The organism is Streptomyces sp. NPDC058741 (assembly GCF_042746715.1).
Taxonomy (GTDB): Bacteria; Actinomycetota; Actinomycetes; order Streptomycetales; family Streptomycetaceae; genus Streptomyces.
Genome location: NZ_JBHYQH010000056.1, coordinates 15,105 through 32,754, shown reverse-complemented (window position 1 = coordinate 32,754; position 17,650 = coordinate 15,105). Strand labels below are relative to the sequence as shown.

Genomic DNA, 17,650 nt, shown 5'->3' with positions numbered 1-17,650 from the left:
GCGACGCCCGGTCAGACGTCGCCGTGCCCCGTCAGCGGCGCGGGGACGCCCGGTCAGACGTCGCCCTCTCGTTCCGCCAGGAACTTCTCGAACTCGCGGCCGATCTCGTCTGCCGAGGGGATGTCCGCCGGTTCGGCGAGCATGTTGCCGCGGGTCTCGGCCCCGGCCACGGCGTCGTACTGGTGCTCGAGGCCCTCCACGAGCGCGGTGAGATCCTCGTCGCCCTCCCGGATCTGACGGTCGATCTCGTTCTGGGTGCGGTGGGCCTCGGTGCGCAGCGCGTGGGCGATGCCGGGCAGGACCAGCCCGGTCGCCGCGGTGACGGCTTCCACGACGGTGAGCGCCGCGTCCGGGTACGGGGAGCGGGCGATGTAGTGCGGGACGTGGGCGGCGACGCCCAGGACATCGTGCCCGGCCTGCATCAGGCGGTACTCGACGAGGGACTCGGCGCTGCCGGGCACCTGCGCCTCCTCGAAGGGGCTGGTGTGGCCCGGCACGAGGTCGGTGCGGTTGCCGTGCGGGGTGAGGCCGACGGGGCGGGTGTGCGGGACGCCCATGGGGATGCCGTGGAAGTTCACCGACAGGCGGACGCCGAGCCGCTCCACGATCTGCTGCACGGCGGCGGCGAAGCGCTCCCATTCCACGTCCGGCTCGGGTCCGGACAGCAGCAGGAAGGGCGCGCCGGTGGCGTCCTGGACGAGCCGCACCTCCAGGGCGGGGTCGTCGTAGTCGCTCCAGCGGTCGCGCTTGAAGGTCAGCAGCGGGCGGCGGGCCCGGTAGTCCACGAGCCGGTCGTGGTCGAAGCGGGCGACGAGCTGGTGGGGCAGTGCGTCGAGCAGCCGGCCGACGATCTGGTCGCCCGTCTCCCCCGCGTCGATGTATCCGTCGAAGTGGTAGAGCATGACAAGGCCGGCCGACTCCTGGGCGAGCGCCATGTCGACGACGGCCAGTCCCTTCGGCTCCCATGCGTACAAACCCTGCGGATCAAGCACAGTGACCGCTCCTCCTCGTGTTCGTAGTCCGCAACGCCGTCGCGGGCACGGGCATTCCCCGGAGGAGGCAGGAATCGTTCTCGACCGGCGGGGACGAGGGCGCGGACAGCACCGAAGGGCCGCACCTCGGAAGGTACGGCCCCTCGGTCAGGAGCTACTGCTCAGTGAGCGTTCAGCTCTGGCCACCGGCGAGCTTCTCGCGGAGCGCGGCCAGCGCCTCGTCCGAGGCCAGCGCGCCGGAGTTGTCCGGGCCCTCGGAGGAGTACGAACCGCCACCGGACGCGGCCGGAGCCGCACCGGCGGAGCCGGCACCCTCGGCCTCGGCCTGGGCGTCGGCCTCGCGGGACTTGATGACCTGCGCCTGGTGCTGCTCGAAGCGCTGCTGCGCCTCGGCGTACTGGCGCTCCCACTCCTCGCGCTGCTTCTCGTAGCCCTCGAGCCAGTCGTTGGTCTCGGGGTCGAAGCCCTCGGGGTAGATGTAGTTGCCCTGGTCGTCGTAGGACGCGGCCATGCCGTACAGGGTCGGGTCGAACTCGACCGCCGACGGGTCGGCACCGAAGGACTCGTTGGCCTGCTTCAGCGAGAGGCTGATGCGACGGCGCTCGAGGTCGATGTCGATGACCTTGACGAAGATCTCGTCGTTGACCTGGACGACCTGCTCCGGGATCTCCACGTGGCGCTCGGCCAGCTCGGAGATGTGGACCAGACCCTCGATGCCCTCGTCCACGCGGACGAACGCACCGAACGGAACCAGCTTCGTGACCTTGCCGGGCACGACCTGGCCGATCTGGTGGGTGCGGGCGAACTGCTGCCACGGGTCTTCCTGGGTCGCCTTCAGCGACAGGGAGACACGCTCGCGGTCCATGTCGACGTCCAGGACCTCGACGGTGACCTCCTGGCCGACCTCGACGACCTCGGAGGGGTGGTCGATGTGCTTCCAGGACAGCTCGGAGACGTGGACCAGACCGTCGACGCCACCCAGGTCCACGAAGGCGCCGAAGTTGACGATCGAGGAGACGACGCCGGAACGGACCTGGCCCTTCTGGAGGGTCGTGAGGAACGTCTGGCGGACCTCGGACTGGGTCTGCTCCAGCCAGGCACGGCGGGACAGGACCACGTTGTTGCGGTTCTTGTCCAGCTCGATGATCTTGGCCTCGAGCTCCTTGCCCACGTAGGGCTGGAGGTCGCGGACGCGGCGCATCTCGACCAGGGAGGCCGGGAGGAAGCCACGGAGGCCGATGTCGAGGATGAGACCACCCTTGACGACCTCGATGACGGTACCGGTGACGATCCCGTCCTCTTCCTTGATCTTCTCGATGGTGCCCCAGGCACGCTCGTACTGGGCGCGCTTCTTCGAGAGGATCAGGCGGCCTTCCTTGTCCTCCTTCTGGAGAACAAGGGCTTCGATCTCGTCACCGACGGCGACGACCTCGTTGGGGTCGACGTCGTGCTTGATCGAGAGCTCGCGGCTCGGGATCACGCCTTCGGTCTTGTAACCGATGTCGAGCAGGACCTCGTCCCGGTCGACCTTCACGATGACGCCGTCGACGATGTCGCCGTCGTTGAAGTACTTGATCGTCTCGTCGATCGCGGCGAGGAAGGCTTCCTCGTTACCGATGTCGTTGACCGCTACCTGCGGGGTGGTGGCGGTGGTCTCGGTGCTGCTCGTCATGTGGGAAAGGGCTCCGGTACGGACATTGAGTCGTAGGTACTGCTACGCCGGGAGCCCGTTTCGCTCTGCAGAAGCCGGACAGCCAAGGAAGCGCCACATGAAAGCCGGTGGCGCCTCGACAACCGAGGGGACATACAACAGATGCGAGCGCAGCCTGCTACGTCTGAGGTGCGCAGGCCCGCAGCGCAACTTGTAGCATACGGGGGCAGCCGGGCAGGGTCAATGCGCGAAGCCGCCCACGCGGGGCAGAACGCCGCATTTCCGGCACAAGTCGTGTCCACCGAGGCCACGCAGGCCGGGTGACGCCCCCCGGATGAGCGACCCCGACCGGCTGGACGGAAGAGTACGACGAGGGAGCCGATCATCCAAGAGCCCGTAGCGTCCGAACCCGAGGCCACCCGGCGTGCCGCCGGTGTCGCGGAAAGCTCCCGCGCCAACCGTGGCTGGTGGGACCGCAACGCGGACGAGTACCAGAGCGAGCACGGCACTTTCCTCGGCGACGACCGCTTCGTGTGGGGTCCCGAGGGTCTGGACGAGGTGGAGGCGGAGCTGCTCGGCCCGGCGGAGGAGCTGAAGGGCAAGGACGTCCTGGAGCTCGGCGCCGGCGCCGCGCAGTGCTCGCGCTGGCTGGCCGCCCAGGGGGCACGCCCGGTCGCCCTGGACATCTCGCACCGGCAGCTGCAGCACGCGCTGCGCATCGGCGGAGGGTTCCCCCTGGTGTGCGCCGACGCCGGTGCGCTCCCCTTCGCGGACGGCTCCTTCGACCTGGCCTGCTCGGCGTACGGGGCGCTGCCCTTCGTCGCCGATCCTCGGCTGGTGCTGCGCGAGGTGCGGCGGGTGCTGCGGCCCGGCGGCCGTCTGGTCTTCTCCCTGACGCATCCGATCCGCTGGGCCTTCCCGGACGAGCCAGGGCCCGAGGGCCTGTCGGTCTCGGCCTCGTACTTCGACCGCACGCCCTACGTCGAGCAGGACGACGAGGGCCGCGCGGTCTACGTCGAGCACCACCGCACGCTCGGCGACCGGATCCGGGACGTCGTGACGTCGGGCTTCCGGCTGGTCGACCTGGTGGAGCCGGAGTGGCCGGACTGGAACAGCTCCGAGTGGGGCGGCTGGTCCCGCCTGCGCGGACACCTGGTCCCGGGGACGGCGATCTTCGTCTGCGAGCGCGGCTGACGGGCACACACGCGCGTGGGGTGACGCCGCCTTCTGGTACTCCGCCCTTCCCGCACACGCGCGTGCGGGGCGCGGACTGGCACCCCGCCGCCGTCGCCCGCCTCCTGTCCCCCGCACACGCGCGTGCGGGGTGCGGACGGTGTCGTACGACACTGAGGGCGTGATCCGTGACGACGCCCTCGACGCCCTGCCCGTACGCGGTGCCCTGCCCGCCCTGGACGAGGCCCTGGAGGGCCACGGCACGGCGGTCCTGGTGGCCCCGCCCGGCACCGGCAAGACGACGCTGGTGCCACTGGCGCTCGCGGGGCTGCTCGGTGAGGGACCGGCTCGGCGGGTCGTGGTGGCCGAGCCGCGGCGGATCGCGGCCCGGGCGGCCGCGCGGCGCATGGCGTGGCTGCTGGGCGAGAAGCCCGGTGAGAGCGTCGGTCACACCGTGCGCGGGGAGCGGGTCGTCGGGCGCCGCACGCGCGTGGAGGTCGTGACCACCGGTGTCCTGCTCCAGCGGCTGCAGCGCGACCAGGAGCTGGCCGGGGTGGACGTGGTGGTGCTCGACGAGTGCCATGAGCGGCATCTGGACGCGGACACGGTGGCGGCGTTCCTGTGGGACGTGCGGGAGACCCTACGGCCTGAGCTGCGGCTGGTGGCCGCGTCCGCGACGACCGACGCGCAGGGATGGGCCGGGCTGCTGGGCGGGGCGCCGGTGGTCGAGGCGCGGGGGGCGGCGCATCCGGTGGACGTGGTGTGGGCGCCGCCGGTGCGTCCCGTGCGGCCGCCGCACGGGACGCGCGTCGATCCGGCGCTGCTGGCGCACGTGGCCTCGGTGGTGCGGCGGGCACTGGCCGAGCGGGACGGTGACGTGCTGTGCTTCCTGCCGGGCGTCGGGGAGATCGCCCGGGTCGCCGGGCAGCTCACGGGGCTCGGCGATGTGGAGGTGCTGCAGGTGCACGGGCGGGCGCCGGCCGCCGTGCAGGACGCGGTGCTGGCCCCCGGGGATCGGCGCCGCGTGGTGCTCGCCACGTCCGTCGCGGAGTCGTCGCTGACGGTGCCGGGGGTGCGGATCGTCGTGGACGCGGGGCTGGCGCGCGAGCCCCGGGTCGATCACGCGCGCGGGCTGAGCGCTCTGACGACCGTGCGGGCGTCGCAGGCGGCGGCGCGGCAGCGGGCGGGGCGGGCCGGGCGTGAGGCGCCGGGGGTCGTGTACCGGTGCTGGGCGGAGGCCGAGGACGCGCGTCTGCCGCGTTTTCCCGCTCCCGAGATCAAGGTGGCCGACCTGACCGCGTTCGCGCTGCAGGTGGCGTGCTGGGGGGATCCGGAGGCGACGGGGCTGGCCCTGCTGGACGCGCCGCCGTCCGGGGCGATGGCGGCGGCACGAAAGGTGCTGGCGGCGGTCGGGGCGGTCGACGCGGCCGGGCGGGCCACGGAGCGGGGTGCCGCCCTGTCCCGGCTGGGGCTGCATCCGCGGCTGGGGCGGGCGCTGCTCGACTCGGTGCCGCTGGTGGGGGCCGAGCGGGCGGCGGAGGTGGTCGCCCTGCTCAGCGAGGAGGCGCCTCGCGAGTACGGCGACGATCTGGCGGATGCGCTGCGCCGTGCACGGCGCGGGGGTGACGCCTATGCCTCGCGGTGGCGGACCGAGGTCCGGCGGCTGCGGACCACGTGTGCGCAGAACACACCCCTTGGCGTGCGTGGAGGCCCCGTCGAGGCGGTGGAGGCGTCGCCGGAGGAGCGGCAGGTCGGGGTCGTCGCCGCGCTCGCCTTTCCCGAGCGGGTCGCCCGGCGGGACGGGGCCTCGTGCCTCATGGTCTCCGGGACCCGGGCGGAGGCCGGTGAGGGCAGCGGCCTGCGCGGTGCCCCCTGGATCGCTGTGGCCGTCGCCGACCGGCCCGCGGGGAAGGGCCACGCGCGCGTGCGGCTCGGGGCCGTGGTCGACGAGGACGTGGCGCGGCTGGCGGCGGGCGCGCTGCTGGAGGAGCGGGACGAGGTGCGCTGGGACGGCGGGGACGTCGTGACCCGGCGGGTGGAGCGGCTGGGGGCCGTGGAGCTGGCGGTGCGTCCGCTCAAGGACGCCGACCCCCGGCTGGTACGCGATGCGCTGCTGGAGGGGCTGCGGCGGGAGGGCTTCGGGCTGCTGCGGTGGTCCGCCGACGCCGGGGTGCTGCGGCAGCGGCTGGCGTTCCTGCGGCTGCGGCTCGGGGAGCCCTGGCCGGACGTCGGCGACGACGCGCTGCACGCGCGCGTGGACGAGTGGCTGGAGCCGGAGCTGAGCCGGGCGCGGCGGCGGGCGGACCTGGCGCGGATCGATGCCGGGCAGGCCCTGGCACGGCTGCTGCCCTGGGCCTCCGGGGAGGCCGGGCGGCTCGACGAACTGGCGCCGGAGCGGATGACCGTGCCGAGCGGGTCGAGGATCCGGATCGACTACGCGCGGCCGGAGCAGCCCGTGCTGGCGGTGAAGCTGCAGGAGATGTTCGGGCTGCGGGAGTCGCCCCGGGTCGCCGGGGGGCCGCTGCTGGTGCACCTGCTGTCCCCGGCCGGGCGGCCGGTCGCCGTCACCGCGGATCTGGCCTCGTTCTGGAGGGACGGCTACCGAGGCGTCCGGGCGGAGCTGCGCGGGCGGTACCCGAAGCATCCGTGGCCCGAGGACCCGGCCCGGGCCGAGCCGACGCGGCACACCAAGGCCCGGCTCAAGAGCTGACCGGTGACGGCTGCGTGGCCAGGCGGCCGGACACGTCCCGGGCGGAGAGAACAGCGCCCCTCTCGAGAAGAAGAGGGGCACTGTTCTGCGACGTTTCCCTGACCGGAGCTATGCGCTGGGGCTGGGGCTGGCCGACGGGCTCGGTGCGGACGTCTCGGCCGCCGCCACGGTGAGTTCGACGGTGAGGGTGGCCCCGCCCGCGGTGGTGACGCGGAGCAGGAACGTGCCGGTCGTGTCGTCCGCGTACAGCTCGGGCAGCGTCAGCAGGCCCTTCGCGTCCGTCCTCAGACCCGTCAGCGTGCGGACGGCCTTGCCGTCGGCGTCCTTGAAGTAGGGGCCCTGGTCGCCGGGGGCGGCGGCGTCCGGCGCGGCGAGCAGGGTGGCGGTGGCCGCGACACCGTCGGCGACGGCGCCCTGGTACGTGGCCTTCACCCCGACCCGGTCGGCGAACTCGCCGCCGGGCACGCAGGTCAGCGCGCCCTCACCGGTCCGCACGAGCTTGTCGGCGGCCCGCTCGGTCACGGTGGCCTTGTAGTCGAGGCCCGCGACCGTACGGCCCACGACGGTGGCGCGGACGGTGACGGTGCCCGTCGTCTCCCCCGCCTGCAGGGCGGGCGCGACGGCCACGCCGGAGCTGTCGGTGGCGACGGTGGCGACGCTCTCGCCGCCGGTGAAGGTGGTGTCCGTGTCACCGACGATCGTGAAGCGGATCCGGACCTTGGCGACGGCCTCGCCGGCCTCGGTCTCCGCGCGGGTGCTGATCCGCCGGCTGAAGGTGTCTCCGGCCATGGCGGTGAGCTTCGCGGTCCCGGCGTCCTCCAGGTGGTCCACCGTGTCGGTGGGGGTGGGGGACGTCGAGGGCGGTGTGCTCGGCGGGGCGGGCGGGGTGGTGGGCGGCTTCGGGGCGGGCGTGCCGCCGCCCGGCTTGCCGGGCTCGGTTCCGGGCTTCGGCGTGGAGGAACCCGAGCCGGGAGTGGTCGGCGCCTCCGGGGTGTTCGGCGCGGGGCGGCCGGGGCTCGCTCCGGCCCCGCCGTCGCCGCGGTCGCCGGGCAGCGTGCCGGTGCCGTCCGGGACCTCGTGGGCGCCCTTGCGGTAGTAGTCCAGCCACCTCATGACGAGATTCAGGTAGTCCCGCGAGTTGTTGTAGCTGAGGATCGCCCGGTCGAGGTGGCTCTGGTCGGACAGGTCCCAGTCGTTGCGGCAGAGGTAGTGGCCGGCGGCGAGGGCGGCGTCGTAGACGTTGTTGGGGTCCTTCTTGCCGTCGTCGTTGCCGTCGCGGCCCGCCCAGGCCCAGGTGGACGGGATGAACTGCATGGGTCCGACGGCCTGGTCGAAGGTGCTGTTGCCGTCGTAGGCGCCGTTGTCGGTGTCCTTGATGAGGGCGAAGCCGTTGCCGTCGAGCTGCGGGCCGAGGATGGGCGAGAGGGTGGTGCCGTCGGCCTTGACGCGCCCGCCGCGGGCCTGCCCGGACTCCACGCGGCCGATGGCGGCGAGGAGTTGCCAGGGCAGGTTGCAGCCGGGCTTGGACGCGCGGAGCGCGGCCTCGGCCTTCCTGTAGGCGTCGAGGACGGTCGCGGGGATGCCCGACTCGGTCTCGCCCTGGCCGCTGGGGGCCGGTCCGGTGGACGGGGACGGGTTCGGGCTCTTCAGCGGCGGCAGATCCGTGTAGTACGGGGAGTTGCCGGTGGCGCTGCCGTCGGAGGCGCTCACCTCGGGCGAGGGGGTGGCGTCCGCGGCGGTCTGTCTGCCGTGGGCGTTCACGCCCGGAGCCTGGGAGGCGGACAGGGCCGCGACCGCCACCGCGGCCACGGCGGTCGTCGCCGCCCCCTTGCGCAGCCTCCTGCCGAATTGCGCCGCCATAGAGTGAACCCCTCCCCTGGACGCCCGAGCGCCCGTCTGTGTCTGACGCGCTCTGTGTGCTGTGTTCGTCCTGTTGTGACGATCGACCCGCCCGGGTGGTTGCCCCCTGGCGGGCACATGTCTGTTCTGCTCTGTTCTGCTGTGGTCCTCTTGGGGCCTGCCTCTGCGCCTCCGTCACGCGTTCGGCGCGTCCCCGACACGGCGACCCTGGTGACCCTACGACAACTTGCTTTGCTCGGGCACCCGTTCCCGTCCCGTTTTCACCAGTCGGCCATCTACGGCCGTGACGGCGGTGGCGGGACGGCATCGCGCATACTGGGCCACTGACCGCCGGGCCGCTCCCGGCCCGGTGCAACGACCGCCGCGAGGAGCCGAGTTGCCGTTCACGCTGAGCCACGCGGCGGCCGTTCTGCCCGCCGTCCGCGCCGACGGGACGGGCCGGGGACGGCTGGTGCCCGCCGTGCTGGTGGCGGGTTCCTTTGCTCCCGACCTGACCTACTACGCAGCGAGTGCGCTGTCCGGGGCGAAGGAGTTCGGCGACGTCACGCACTCGGTTCCGGGGGTGTTCACGGTCGACGTGCTGATCGCCTGGGCTCTGGTGGGGTTGTGGCTGCTGCTGCGCGAGCCCGTGGTGGCGCTGCTGCCGCGGGCGCGTCAGGGGCGGGTGGCCGCGTGGGTGCGGTGCGGGGCGCCTCGCGCGCGGGTGCGGCCGTCGCTGGTGGCGCGGTGGTACGTGTCCGCGGCGCTGGGGGCGCTGACCCATGTCGTGTGGGACGCCTTCACACATCTCGACCGGTGGGGGATGCGGCTGTTTCCCGTGCTGGGGCGGGAGATCGCGGGTTCGCCGCTGTACTGGTACCTGCAGTACGGCGGTTCGGCGGTGGCCGCGGTGGTGATCGCGGTGTTCGTGGCGCGGGGGCTGCGGCGGGTGACGGTGCCGGGGCGGGGGCCGGGGGGACCCGCGCGGGTGGAGCCGGTGCGGCCGGTGGGCGTCCCGTGGCTGTCGGTGCGGGACCGTTGGGTGGCCGCGGCCGTGATCGTGGGCTTCGCGTGCGCGGGGGCGGTGCAGCGGGCGTCGCGGTGGTGGGCGTTCTGGGGACCGGACGCGAAGGCCTGGGAGATCGTCCCGACGGTGTGCTTCGGCGCGGGCGCGGGGCTCGTACCGGCGCTGCTGCTGTACGCCGTGGGAGTCAGACTGTGGCGTCCGGCTCCGGTCCTCGGTGGTCCCGGCCGCGTCGGCGGTGAGGAGCCGAGCCGTTCAGCGGTCCGCTGAGGGCGTCCCGGCTCAGGACGATGTACACGGTGATGGTGGTGTGCGCGGGGCGGTGCCGTGGGAGCAGGGTGACGACGAGGGGCAGGCAGCGGCGCGCGAGGCCGGCCCAGGGCTCGCGGGGGGTGCGCGGGGCTGAGCCCTTGCCGCCGGTGCCGGCCGGAGCGGTGGCGCCCGGTGGGGCGGTAGCGGATGGGGCGACGGGTGGGGCGGCGGCTCCGCCGGGGCCGGTCGGCGCAGCGACGGGGCCGTCCGGACGCCCTGGGTGAGAGAGGCGCTTCCGGAGATCCGTCGTCGCGCGGCGCAGGGTCGTGGTGAGGGGGACAGGGACGCGGGCCGTGCTCGCGCCGGCCGCGAACACCGGAACCGCCGGAGGTGCCAGGCCTGACGCCGTGCGGCTGAGGAGCGTGCGTATACCCATGCCCGCATCTTTGCCAGGGGCGTGGGCGGGGGGCGCCTTGTCGGGGGCCACGTGGGTGACGGGACGGGCGGGGATGCGGGCGGGGCCGCCCCGTGCGCACCGGGCCCGCCCCGCGCAGGCTCCCGCGACCCTCCTGCCCGGGCTCCCGCCCGGGCAGGCACGGCGGCTAGTGGGCCGCCGACTCCCAGTCCGGGCCCGCGCCCACCGAGACGCCCAGGGGGACGCGGAGGTGGACGGCGTCGGACATCTCCCGGCGGACCAGTTCCTCCGTGGTCTCGCGCTCACCGGGGGCGATCTCCAGGACGATTTCGTCGTGGACCTGGAGGAGCATGCGGGAGGCGAGCCCGGCTTCCTTCAGGGCGTCGTCCACCTTGAGCATGGCGATCTTGACGATGTCCGCCGCCGTGCCCTGGATGGGCGCGTTGAGGGCCATCCGCTCGGCGGCCTCACGGCGCTGGCGGTTGTCGCTGTTGAGGTCGGGGAGGTAGCGGCGGCGGCCGAAGAGCGTCGCCGTGTATCCCGTCGCCCGGGCCTCGTCGACCGCCCGGCGCAGATAGTCCCGTACGCCGCCGAACCGCTCGAAGTAGGCGTCCATCAGGGCGCGGGCCTCGGCCGCCTCGATGTTCAGCTGCTGGGAGAGGCCGAAGGCGGACAGCCCGTAGGCCAGGCCGTACGACATGGCCTTGATCTTGCGGCGCATCTCGGCGTCCACCGCGCCCGGCTCGACCGCGAAGACCCGGGAGGCGGCGGTGGTGTGCAGGTCCTCGCCGGAGGTGAAGGCCTCGATCAGGCCCTCGTCCTCGGAGAGGTGCGCCATCACGCGCAGCTCGATCTGGCTGTAGTCGGCCGTCATCAGCGACTCGAAGCCCTCGCCGACGACGAAGCCGCGGCGGATCGCCCGGCCCTCGTCGGTGCGGACGGGGATGTTCTGCAGGTTCGGGTCGGTGGAGGAGAGGCGGCCGGTGGCGGCGACGGTCTGGTTGAACGTGGTGTGGATGCGGCCGTCCGCTGCGATCGTCTTGATCAGGCCCTCGACGGTGACGCGGAGCTTGGCCTGCTCGCGGTGGCGGAGCATGATCACCGGCAGCTCGTTGTCCGTCTGCCCGGCGAGCCAGGCCAGCGCGTCGGCGTCCGTGGTGTAGCCGGTCTTGGTGCGCTTGGTCTTGGGCAGCGCCAGCTCGCCGAAGAGGACCTCCTGGAGCTGCTTGGGCGAGCCCAGGTTGAACTCGTGCCCGGCGGCCGCGTGGGCCTCCTTGACCGCCTGCTGGACGGCGCCCGCGAACATCTGCTCCATGGCCTCCAGATGCGACCGGTCGGCCGCGATGCCGTGCCGCTCCATGCGGGCGAGCAGCGCGGACGAGGGCAGCTCCATGTCGCGCAGCAGGTCGGCGGCGCCGACGTCCTCCAGACGGCTCTCGAAGGCCTCGCCCAGGTCGAGGACGGTGCGGGCCTGGATCATCAGGGCCTCGGCCTCGGCCGCGTCGTCCGCGCCGAAGGCGAGCTGCCCGTCGGCCGCGGCGGCGGGGGCCAGCTCCCGGTGCAGGTACTCCAGGGACAGGGCGTCCAGGTCGAAGGAGCGGCGGCCCGGCTTGACCAGGTAGGCGGCCAGGGCGGTGTCCATGCGCACGCCCTCGACGCTCCAGCCGTGCTCGGCGAAGACCCGCATGGCGCCCTTGGCGTTGTGGAAGGTCTTGGGCCGGCCGGCGTCGGCGAGCCAGGCCGCGAAGGCCGTCTCGTCGGCCTCGTCCAGCTGGGAGGGGTCGAACCAGGCGGCCGGTCCGCCGGGCGCGGCGAGGGCGACCTCGGCGACGGAGCCCGTGCCGAGCGCCCAGGTGTCGACCGTGGCGACGCCGAGGGGCTCGCTGCCGTGCTCGGTGAGCCAGCCGGCCAGCTCGCCGGTGCCGAGCACCGCGCCGTCCAGCTGCACGCCCTCGGTGCTGACCGGCGTCGTCTCGGCCTCCTCGGCGCCCGGGTCGACGGCGAAGAGCCGCTCGCGCAGCGAGGGGTTCCTGATCTCCAGGGTGTCCAGGACCATCGCGACGGCCTTGCGGTCGTACGCGGCACGCTCCAGGTCGGAGACGCCCTTGGGGAGCTCGACGCGGCGCTCCAGCTCGGTGAGCCGGCGGTTGAGCTTGACGGCTTCCAGATGGTCGCGCAGGTTCTGCCCGGCCTTGCCCTTGACCTCGTCCACGCGCTCGACGAGCTCGGCGAAGGAACCGAACTGGTTGATCCACTTCGCGGCGGTCTTCTCGCCGACGCCGGGGATGCCGGGGAGGTTGTCGGAGGGGTCGCCGCGCAGGGCGGCGAAGTCCGGGTACTGCGCGGGCGTCAGGCCGTACTTCTCGAACACCTTCTCCGGGGTGAAGCGGGTCAGCTCGGAGACGCCCTTGGTCGGGTACAGCACCGTGGTGTGCTCGCTGACCAGCTGGAACGAGTCCCGGTCGCCGGTGACGACGAGGACCTCGAAGCCCTCGGCCTCGGCCTGCGTGGCGAGCGTGGCGATGACGTCGTCCGCCTCGAAGCCGTCCACCGCGAAGCGGGCCGCGCCCATCGCGTCGAGGAGCTCGCAGATCAGCTCGACCTGGCCCTTGAACTCGTCGGGCGTCTTGGAGCGGTTCGCCTTGTACTCCGTGAACTCCTGGGAGCGCCAGGTCTTGCGGGAGACGTCGAAGGCGACCGCGAAGTGCGTGGGCGCCTCGTCGCGCAGCGTGTTGGCCAGCATCGAGGCGAAGCCGTAGATCGCGTTCGTGGGCTGGCCCGTCGCGGTGGTGAAGTTCTCCGCGGGCAGCGCGAAGAACGCGCGGTAGGCCAGCGAGTGCCCGTCCATGAGCATCAGTCGCGGACGGCTGCCGCCGGAGGTCTTGTCGGTCGTCGTCTTCGATGCTGTCTCTGCCACGCCCCCGATCCTGCCACGCCCCACTGACACTCGGTCCCGCCCCCGTCTGCCACCGGCCGCGCGGGGCGAGGGGCGGGGCCGCAGGTGCCGCGCGGGGACGGCGGACGGCGCGCGGACACGAGGCGGTACGGCGAACAGACGCCGAGACACGAGGCGCGACGGCGAACTCGGAACGGCGCACAGACACCGGACAGGCAGCACCGGGACACCAGGCAAGGCGGAAACTTCGGGCGAACCCGCGCTCACCCGCTGTCACCGCCCCGTGCGAGGATCGGAGACGTACTTCACAGCGCAGTGGAAGGGGAGCGTGCGATGGCGTCGAAGCCGCCCAAGGGTGATCCGGTCCAGGACGCGCCGCAGGTCGCCGCGCCGCAGCACGCGGCGGCCGGGCTCCCAGCGATCGGGCACACGCTGCGCGCCGCCCGGCGGCAGATGGGCGTGCGGCGCACGGCGCTGACGCTGCTGGGCGTCAACCAGAAGGACGGCTTCGACTGCCCGGGCTGCGCCTGGCCCGAGCCGGAGCACCGGCACACGGCGGAGTTCTGCGAGAACGGCGCGAAGGCCGTCGCAGAGGAGGCCACGCTGCGCCGGGTGACGCCCGAGTTCTTCGCCGCGCACCCGGTCGCAGACCTGGCCGGCCGCAGCGGCTACTGGCTGGGCCAGCAGGGCCGCCTCACCCACCCCATGTACCTGCCCGAGGGCGGCACGCACTACGAGCCGGTCACCTGGGAGCGTGCCTTCGACATCGTCGCGGAGGAGATCGCCGCCCTCGGCTCCCCCGACGAGGCCGTCTTCTACACCTCGGGCCGCACCAGCAACGAGGCAGCGTTCCTCTACCAGCTCTTCGCCCGCGAGCTCGGCACGAACAACCTGCCCGACTGCTCGAACATGTGCCACGAGTCGTCCGGCTCGGCCCTGTCGGAGACGCTCGGCATCGGCAAGGGCAGCGTCCTGCTGGAGGACCTGTACCAGGCCGACCTGATCATCGTGGCCGGGCAGAACCCGGGGACGAACCACCCGCGGATGCTCACGGCTCTGGAGAAGGCCAAGGCCGGCGGGGCGAGGATCATCAGCGTCAACCCGCTGCCCGAGGCGGGCCTCGAGCGCTTCAAGAACCCGCAGACCGCGCGGGGCATGCTCAAGGGCGCCGCGCTCACGGACCTGTTCCTGCAGATCCGCATCGGCGGCGACCAGGCCCTGTTCCGCCTGCTGAACAAGCTGATCCTGGAGACGGAGGGCGCGGTCGACGAGGCGTTCGTGCGGGAGCACACGCACGGGTTCGAGGAGTTCGCCGAGGCCGCCCGCGCCGCCGGCTGGGACGAGACGCTGACCGCGACGGGGCTGGCCCGGGAGGACATCGAGCAGGCCCTGCGCATGGTCCTCGCCTCCGAACGGACCATCGTGTGCTGGGCGATGGGCCTCACCCAGCACAAGCACTCCGTGCCCACGATCCGGGAGGTCGTCAACTTCCTGCTGCTGCGCGGCAACGTCGGCCGCCCGGGCGCGGGCGTGTGCCCGGTGCGCGGCCATTCGAACGTGCAGGGCGACCGGACGATGGGCATCTTCGAGCGCCCGGCCCCCGCGTTCCTGGACGCTCTGGAGCGGGAGTTCGGCTTCGCCCCGCCGCGGGAGCACGGCTACGACGTCGTCCGCGCGATCCGCGCCCTGCGCGACGGCGAGGCGAAGGTCTTCTTCGCCATGGGCGGCAACTTCGTCTCCGCCTCTCCCGACACGGAGGTCACGGAGGCGGCGATGCGGCGGGCCCGGCTGACCGTGCACGTGTCGACGAAGCTGAACCGCTCGCACGTCGTCACCGGCGCGCGGGCGCTGATCCTGCCGACGCTGGGCCGCACCGAGCGCGATGCGCGAGGCGGCTGCGAGCAGTTCGTGACGGTCGAGGACTCGATGGGCATGGTGCACGCCTCCCGGGGCCGCCTGGAGCCCGCGAGCCCGCACCTGCTGTCGGAGCCGGCCATCGTGTGCCGGCTGGCCCGCCGCGTGCTGGGCGGGAACAGCGCCACGCCGTGGGAGGAGTTCGAGAAGGACTACGCCGCGATCCGGGACCGCGTCGCGCGCGTGGTCCCCGGCTTCGAGGACTTCAACGCGCGCGTGGCCCGCCCCGGCGGCTTCGCGCTCCCCCACGCCCCGCGCGACGAGCGCCGCTTCCCGACGGCCACCGGAAAGGCCAACTTCACGGCCGCGTCCGTGGAGTTCCCCGAGCTGCCCGAGGGCCGTCTGCTGCTGCAGACGCTGCGCTCGCACGACCAGTACAACACCACGGTCTACGGCCTCGACGACCGCTACCGGGGCATCCGGGGCGGCCGCCGGGTGGTGCTGGTCAACCCGGAGGACGCCCGGGCGCTGAAGCTGGCCGACGGGTCGTACGTCGACCTGGTCGGCGAGTGGAAGGACGGCGTGGAGCGCAGGGCGCCCGGTTTCCGGGTCGTGCACTACCCGACGGCCCGGGGCTGTGCCGCCGCGTACTACCCGGAGACCAACGTGCTGGTGCCGCTCGACGCCACCGCGGACACCAGCAACACCCCGGCCAGCAAGTCCGTCGTGGTGCGTCTGGAACAATCGGCGGCCGACTGAGCGTTCGCAGTCGCAGAGGTAGCCGTAGTGATCAGGACGAACGGAGCCCGGCCCCATGGGTGAGCAGCAGCATGTGAAGTTCCCGCAGGAGGTCATCGACGAGTACGCCGCGCTGGGCGTGGACCTCCAGGCCCTGTTCTCCGCGGGCCACCTCGGGACGAGGATGGGCGTGCAGATCTCCGAGGCGTCTCCGGAGCGGGTCGTCGGGACGATGCCGGTGGAGGGCAACACCCAGCCCTACGGCCTGCTGCACGGCGGGGCCTCCGCGGTGCTGGCCGAGACGCTGGGCTCGATCGGCTCGATGCTGCACGGCGGCAGCTCCAAGATCGCCGTCGGCGTCGACCTGAACTGCACCCACCACCGCGGGGCCCGCTCGGGCCTGGTCACCGGCGTGGCCACCCCGGTGCACCGGGGCCGGTCGACGGCCACGTACGAGATCGTCATCACCGACGAGGGCGGCAAGCGGGTGTGCACCGCGCGGCTGACCTGCCTGCTGCGCGAGGTGCGGCCGGGCGACGAGGAGACAGTCCGCGGCACGGGCTGAGCGACGTAGGGAAAACCCTGGAGGGGCGGGCGCGCTCTTGTCGTGGCCGCCCCCGGGCGCTTCACTGACGCTCCACCCCCACAGGAGAAGGCCCGCCCCACCCCCAGAAGGGTTTCTCTTGACCTCCGTACGCGCCCTCACCGTGACCGCCGCGGCCTGCGCCGCCGTGCTCGCCACCGCGCTGCCGTCCTCGGCCATCAACTCCTACAACGCCGCCCCCGCCCCGGAACGCACCGAGGTCGGCGCGCTCGTGGCCACCTGGGACGACGACGCCGACCCGGCCACCCCGGACCGGGTCGACTGGGTCTGCTCCGGCACCATGATCGACGCGGACACCTTCCTGACCGCCGCGCACTGCACCACCGACTGGCCCGACAACGTGCGGTTCCACGTGTCCCTCGACCAGGACGTGCAGGCCGGTCTCGACGCGGCGGCGAAGCGGCACCCCGGCGACCCGGCCGCGCAGGCGGCCGCCGTCGCCGTCGAGGGCACCGCCCACTCGCACCCCGACTACCCGGGCCCCGCCTCCGACACCCGCGACATCTCGGTGGTCCAGCTGCCCGCCGCGAAGGTCGCGGCACGCTGGAGCTTCACCCCCGCCACCCTGCCCACGGCAGGCCGGCTCGACACCCTCGGCCCGCGCGGACTCGACGCCGTCGACTGGACCGTCGCCGGCTACGGCACCCAGGAGGCCGCCAACGGCCCCGGCGGCCAGACCCACCCCGGCGGCGGCGTCCGCATGAAGGCACCCGTCTCCTTCGACGCCCTCAACGCCTCCTGGGTCCGGCTGGCGATGACCGCGCCGCAGGGCAACGGAGGCGCCTGCTACGGCGACTCCGGCGGCCCCAACTTCGCGGTGATCGACGGCAGGCGCGTTCTCGCCTCCACCACCGTCACCGGCGACTCCCCCTGCTACGCGACCAACGTGACGTACCGCCTGGACACCCCCGGCGCCCGGGCCTTCCTGGCGCCGTTCACCCGGCTGCCGTAGCCCGCGGACGACCGCCTCCCACCACCTCCGGCCGCTCCACGCGACCGTCAGCCCCGCCGCACCGGCCACGCCGCGGCGGGGCTCCGCACTTCCCCCGGCCGCACCGCACTCCCCGCCGGGACCCGGCGAGGCCGCGGCCAGGGACGCCACCGGCGCTGTCGTGATGTCAACTCCCAGCGTTGCGGCGAGGGTTGAGATTCGGTCGGCACCGACATGCCACGCCCCGCCAACGCCCGTACCTGGCACCGCATCCGCACATTCAGTCCAGCAACTTCCCCTGGAACGGGCCTTGTTCAGGCAAGCCCGACGACGCGCGCCCGCGGTCCCGCCGTCCCCGCTCCGGCCGACCGGTCCCTTTTGCGCCGGACTCACCGCCCGCGGCGCTCACTGTGAGAAAACACGTTTCCGGGTATACGGAACTCCCGCCGGCAGCGGATCGACCATCCTCGACGTAACGCTGTGTAACGTGCGCGCAATGCAAAGCCACCGTTTCGCCGTCCGGCCGCGCCCTCCCCCGGAGCCCTTCCGCTCTTGCCGCACCGCCCAGGCC

General features: G+C 73.2%; 10 protein-coding genes. 6 read left to right on the top strand and 4 right to left on the bottom strand.

From position 1 onward, the window contains the following. Nucleotides 1–53: 53 nt before the first annotated feature. Entirely contained in the window at nt 54–992 is a 939-nt protein-coding gene (locus ACFW6P_RS29220; protein ID WP_386353734.1) for a PAC2 family protein, read from the bottom strand. A gap of 172 nt (nt 993–1,164) precedes the next feature. Then, nucleotides 1,165–2,664, bottom strand: a complete 1,500-nt coding sequence (gene rpsA, locus ACFW6P_RS29215) for a 30S ribosomal protein S1 (RefSeq protein ID WP_030246602.1) — start codon at nt 2,662–2,664, stop codon at nt 1,165–1,167. 360 nt (nt 2,665–3,024) lie between these two features. Between rpsA and ACFW6P_RS29210 the strand changes: the two genes are divergently transcribed. Both ACFW6P_RS29210 and hrpB read left to right on the top strand, forming a co-directional pair. Beyond that, on the top strand, nt 3,025–3,837 hold the full coding sequence (locus ACFW6P_RS29210; RefSeq protein ID WP_386425378.1) for a class I SAM-dependent methyltransferase: 813 nt from the start codon (nt 3,025–3,027) through the stop codon (nt 3,835–3,837). 160 nt (nt 3,838–3,997) lie between these two features. Further along, nucleotides 3,998–6,526, top strand: a complete 2,529-nt coding sequence (gene hrpB, locus ACFW6P_RS29205) for an ATP-dependent helicase HrpB (RefSeq protein ID WP_386353745.1) — start codon at nt 3,998–4,000, stop codon at nt 6,524–6,526. A gap of 108 nt (nt 6,527–6,634) precedes the next feature. Here hrpB and ACFW6P_RS29200 read toward each other — a convergent pair whose 3' ends face one another. Then, a complete protein-coding gene (locus ACFW6P_RS29200; protein WP_386353731.1) occupies nt 6,635–8,386 on the bottom strand; it encodes a lytic transglycosylase domain-containing protein in 1,752 nt (583 codons plus the stop codon). 376 nt (nt 8,387–8,762) lie between these two features. Here ACFW6P_RS29200 and ACFW6P_RS29195 point away from each other — a divergent pair, with 376 nt between their 5' ends. Further along, nucleotides 8,763–9,659 (top strand): DUF4184 family protein, encoded by an 897-nt coding sequence (locus ACFW6P_RS29195; protein ID WP_386425375.1) that lies wholly within the window; start codon nt 8,763–8,765, stop codon nt 9,657–9,659. Between the two features lie 584 nt (nt 9,660–10,243). Here the strand turns inward: ACFW6P_RS29195 and polA are convergent. Beyond that, on the bottom strand, nt 10,244–12,973 hold the full coding sequence (polA, locus tag ACFW6P_RS29190; protein ID WP_386353729.1) for a DNA polymerase I: 2,730 nt from the start codon (nt 12,971–12,973) through the stop codon (nt 10,244–10,246). A gap of 312 nt (nt 12,974–13,285) precedes the next feature. On the opposite strand from polA, the gene ACFW6P_RS29185 reads away from it, so the two are divergent. The 3 genes from ACFW6P_RS29185 (at nt 13,286) to ACFW6P_RS29175 (ending at nt 17,100) form a co-directional block, all read left to right on the top strand. After that, a complete protein-coding gene (locus ACFW6P_RS29185; protein WP_386425373.1) occupies nt 13,286–15,565 on the top strand; it encodes an FdhF/YdeP family oxidoreductase in 2,280 nt (759 codons plus the stop codon). 55 nt (nt 15,566–15,620) lie between these two features. Next, nucleotides 15,621–16,109, top strand: a complete 489-nt coding sequence (locus ACFW6P_RS29180) for a PaaI family thioesterase (RefSeq protein WP_386353725.1) — start codon at nt 15,621–15,623, stop codon at nt 16,107–16,109. A 118-nt stretch (nt 16,110–16,227) separates the two neighbouring features. Continuing rightward, nucleotides 16,228–17,100: a trypsin-like serine protease gene (locus tag ACFW6P_RS29175; RefSeq protein WP_386425371.1), complete on the top strand. Its 873-nt coding sequence runs from the start codon at nt 16,228–16,230 to the stop codon at nt 17,098–17,100. Nucleotides 17,101–17,650 lie beyond the last annotated feature (550 nt).

Coding starts and splice junctions, on each gene's coding strand:
- ACFW6P_RS29200 (WP_386353731.1), bottom strand. CDS start 8,386: ATGGCGGCGCAATTCGGCAGGAGGCTGCGCAAGGGGGCGGCGACGACC.
- ACFW6P_RS29180 (WP_386353725.1), top strand. CDS start 15,621: ATGGGTGAGCAGCAGCATGTGAAGTTCCCGCAGGAGGTCATCGACGAG.
- rpsA (WP_030246602.1), bottom strand. CDS start 2,664: ATGACGAGCAGCACCGAGACCACCGCCACCACCCCGCAGGTAGCGGTC.
- ACFW6P_RS29185 (WP_386425373.1), top strand. CDS start 13,286: ATGGCGTCGAAGCCGCCCAAGGGTGATCCGGTCCAGGACGCGCCGCAG.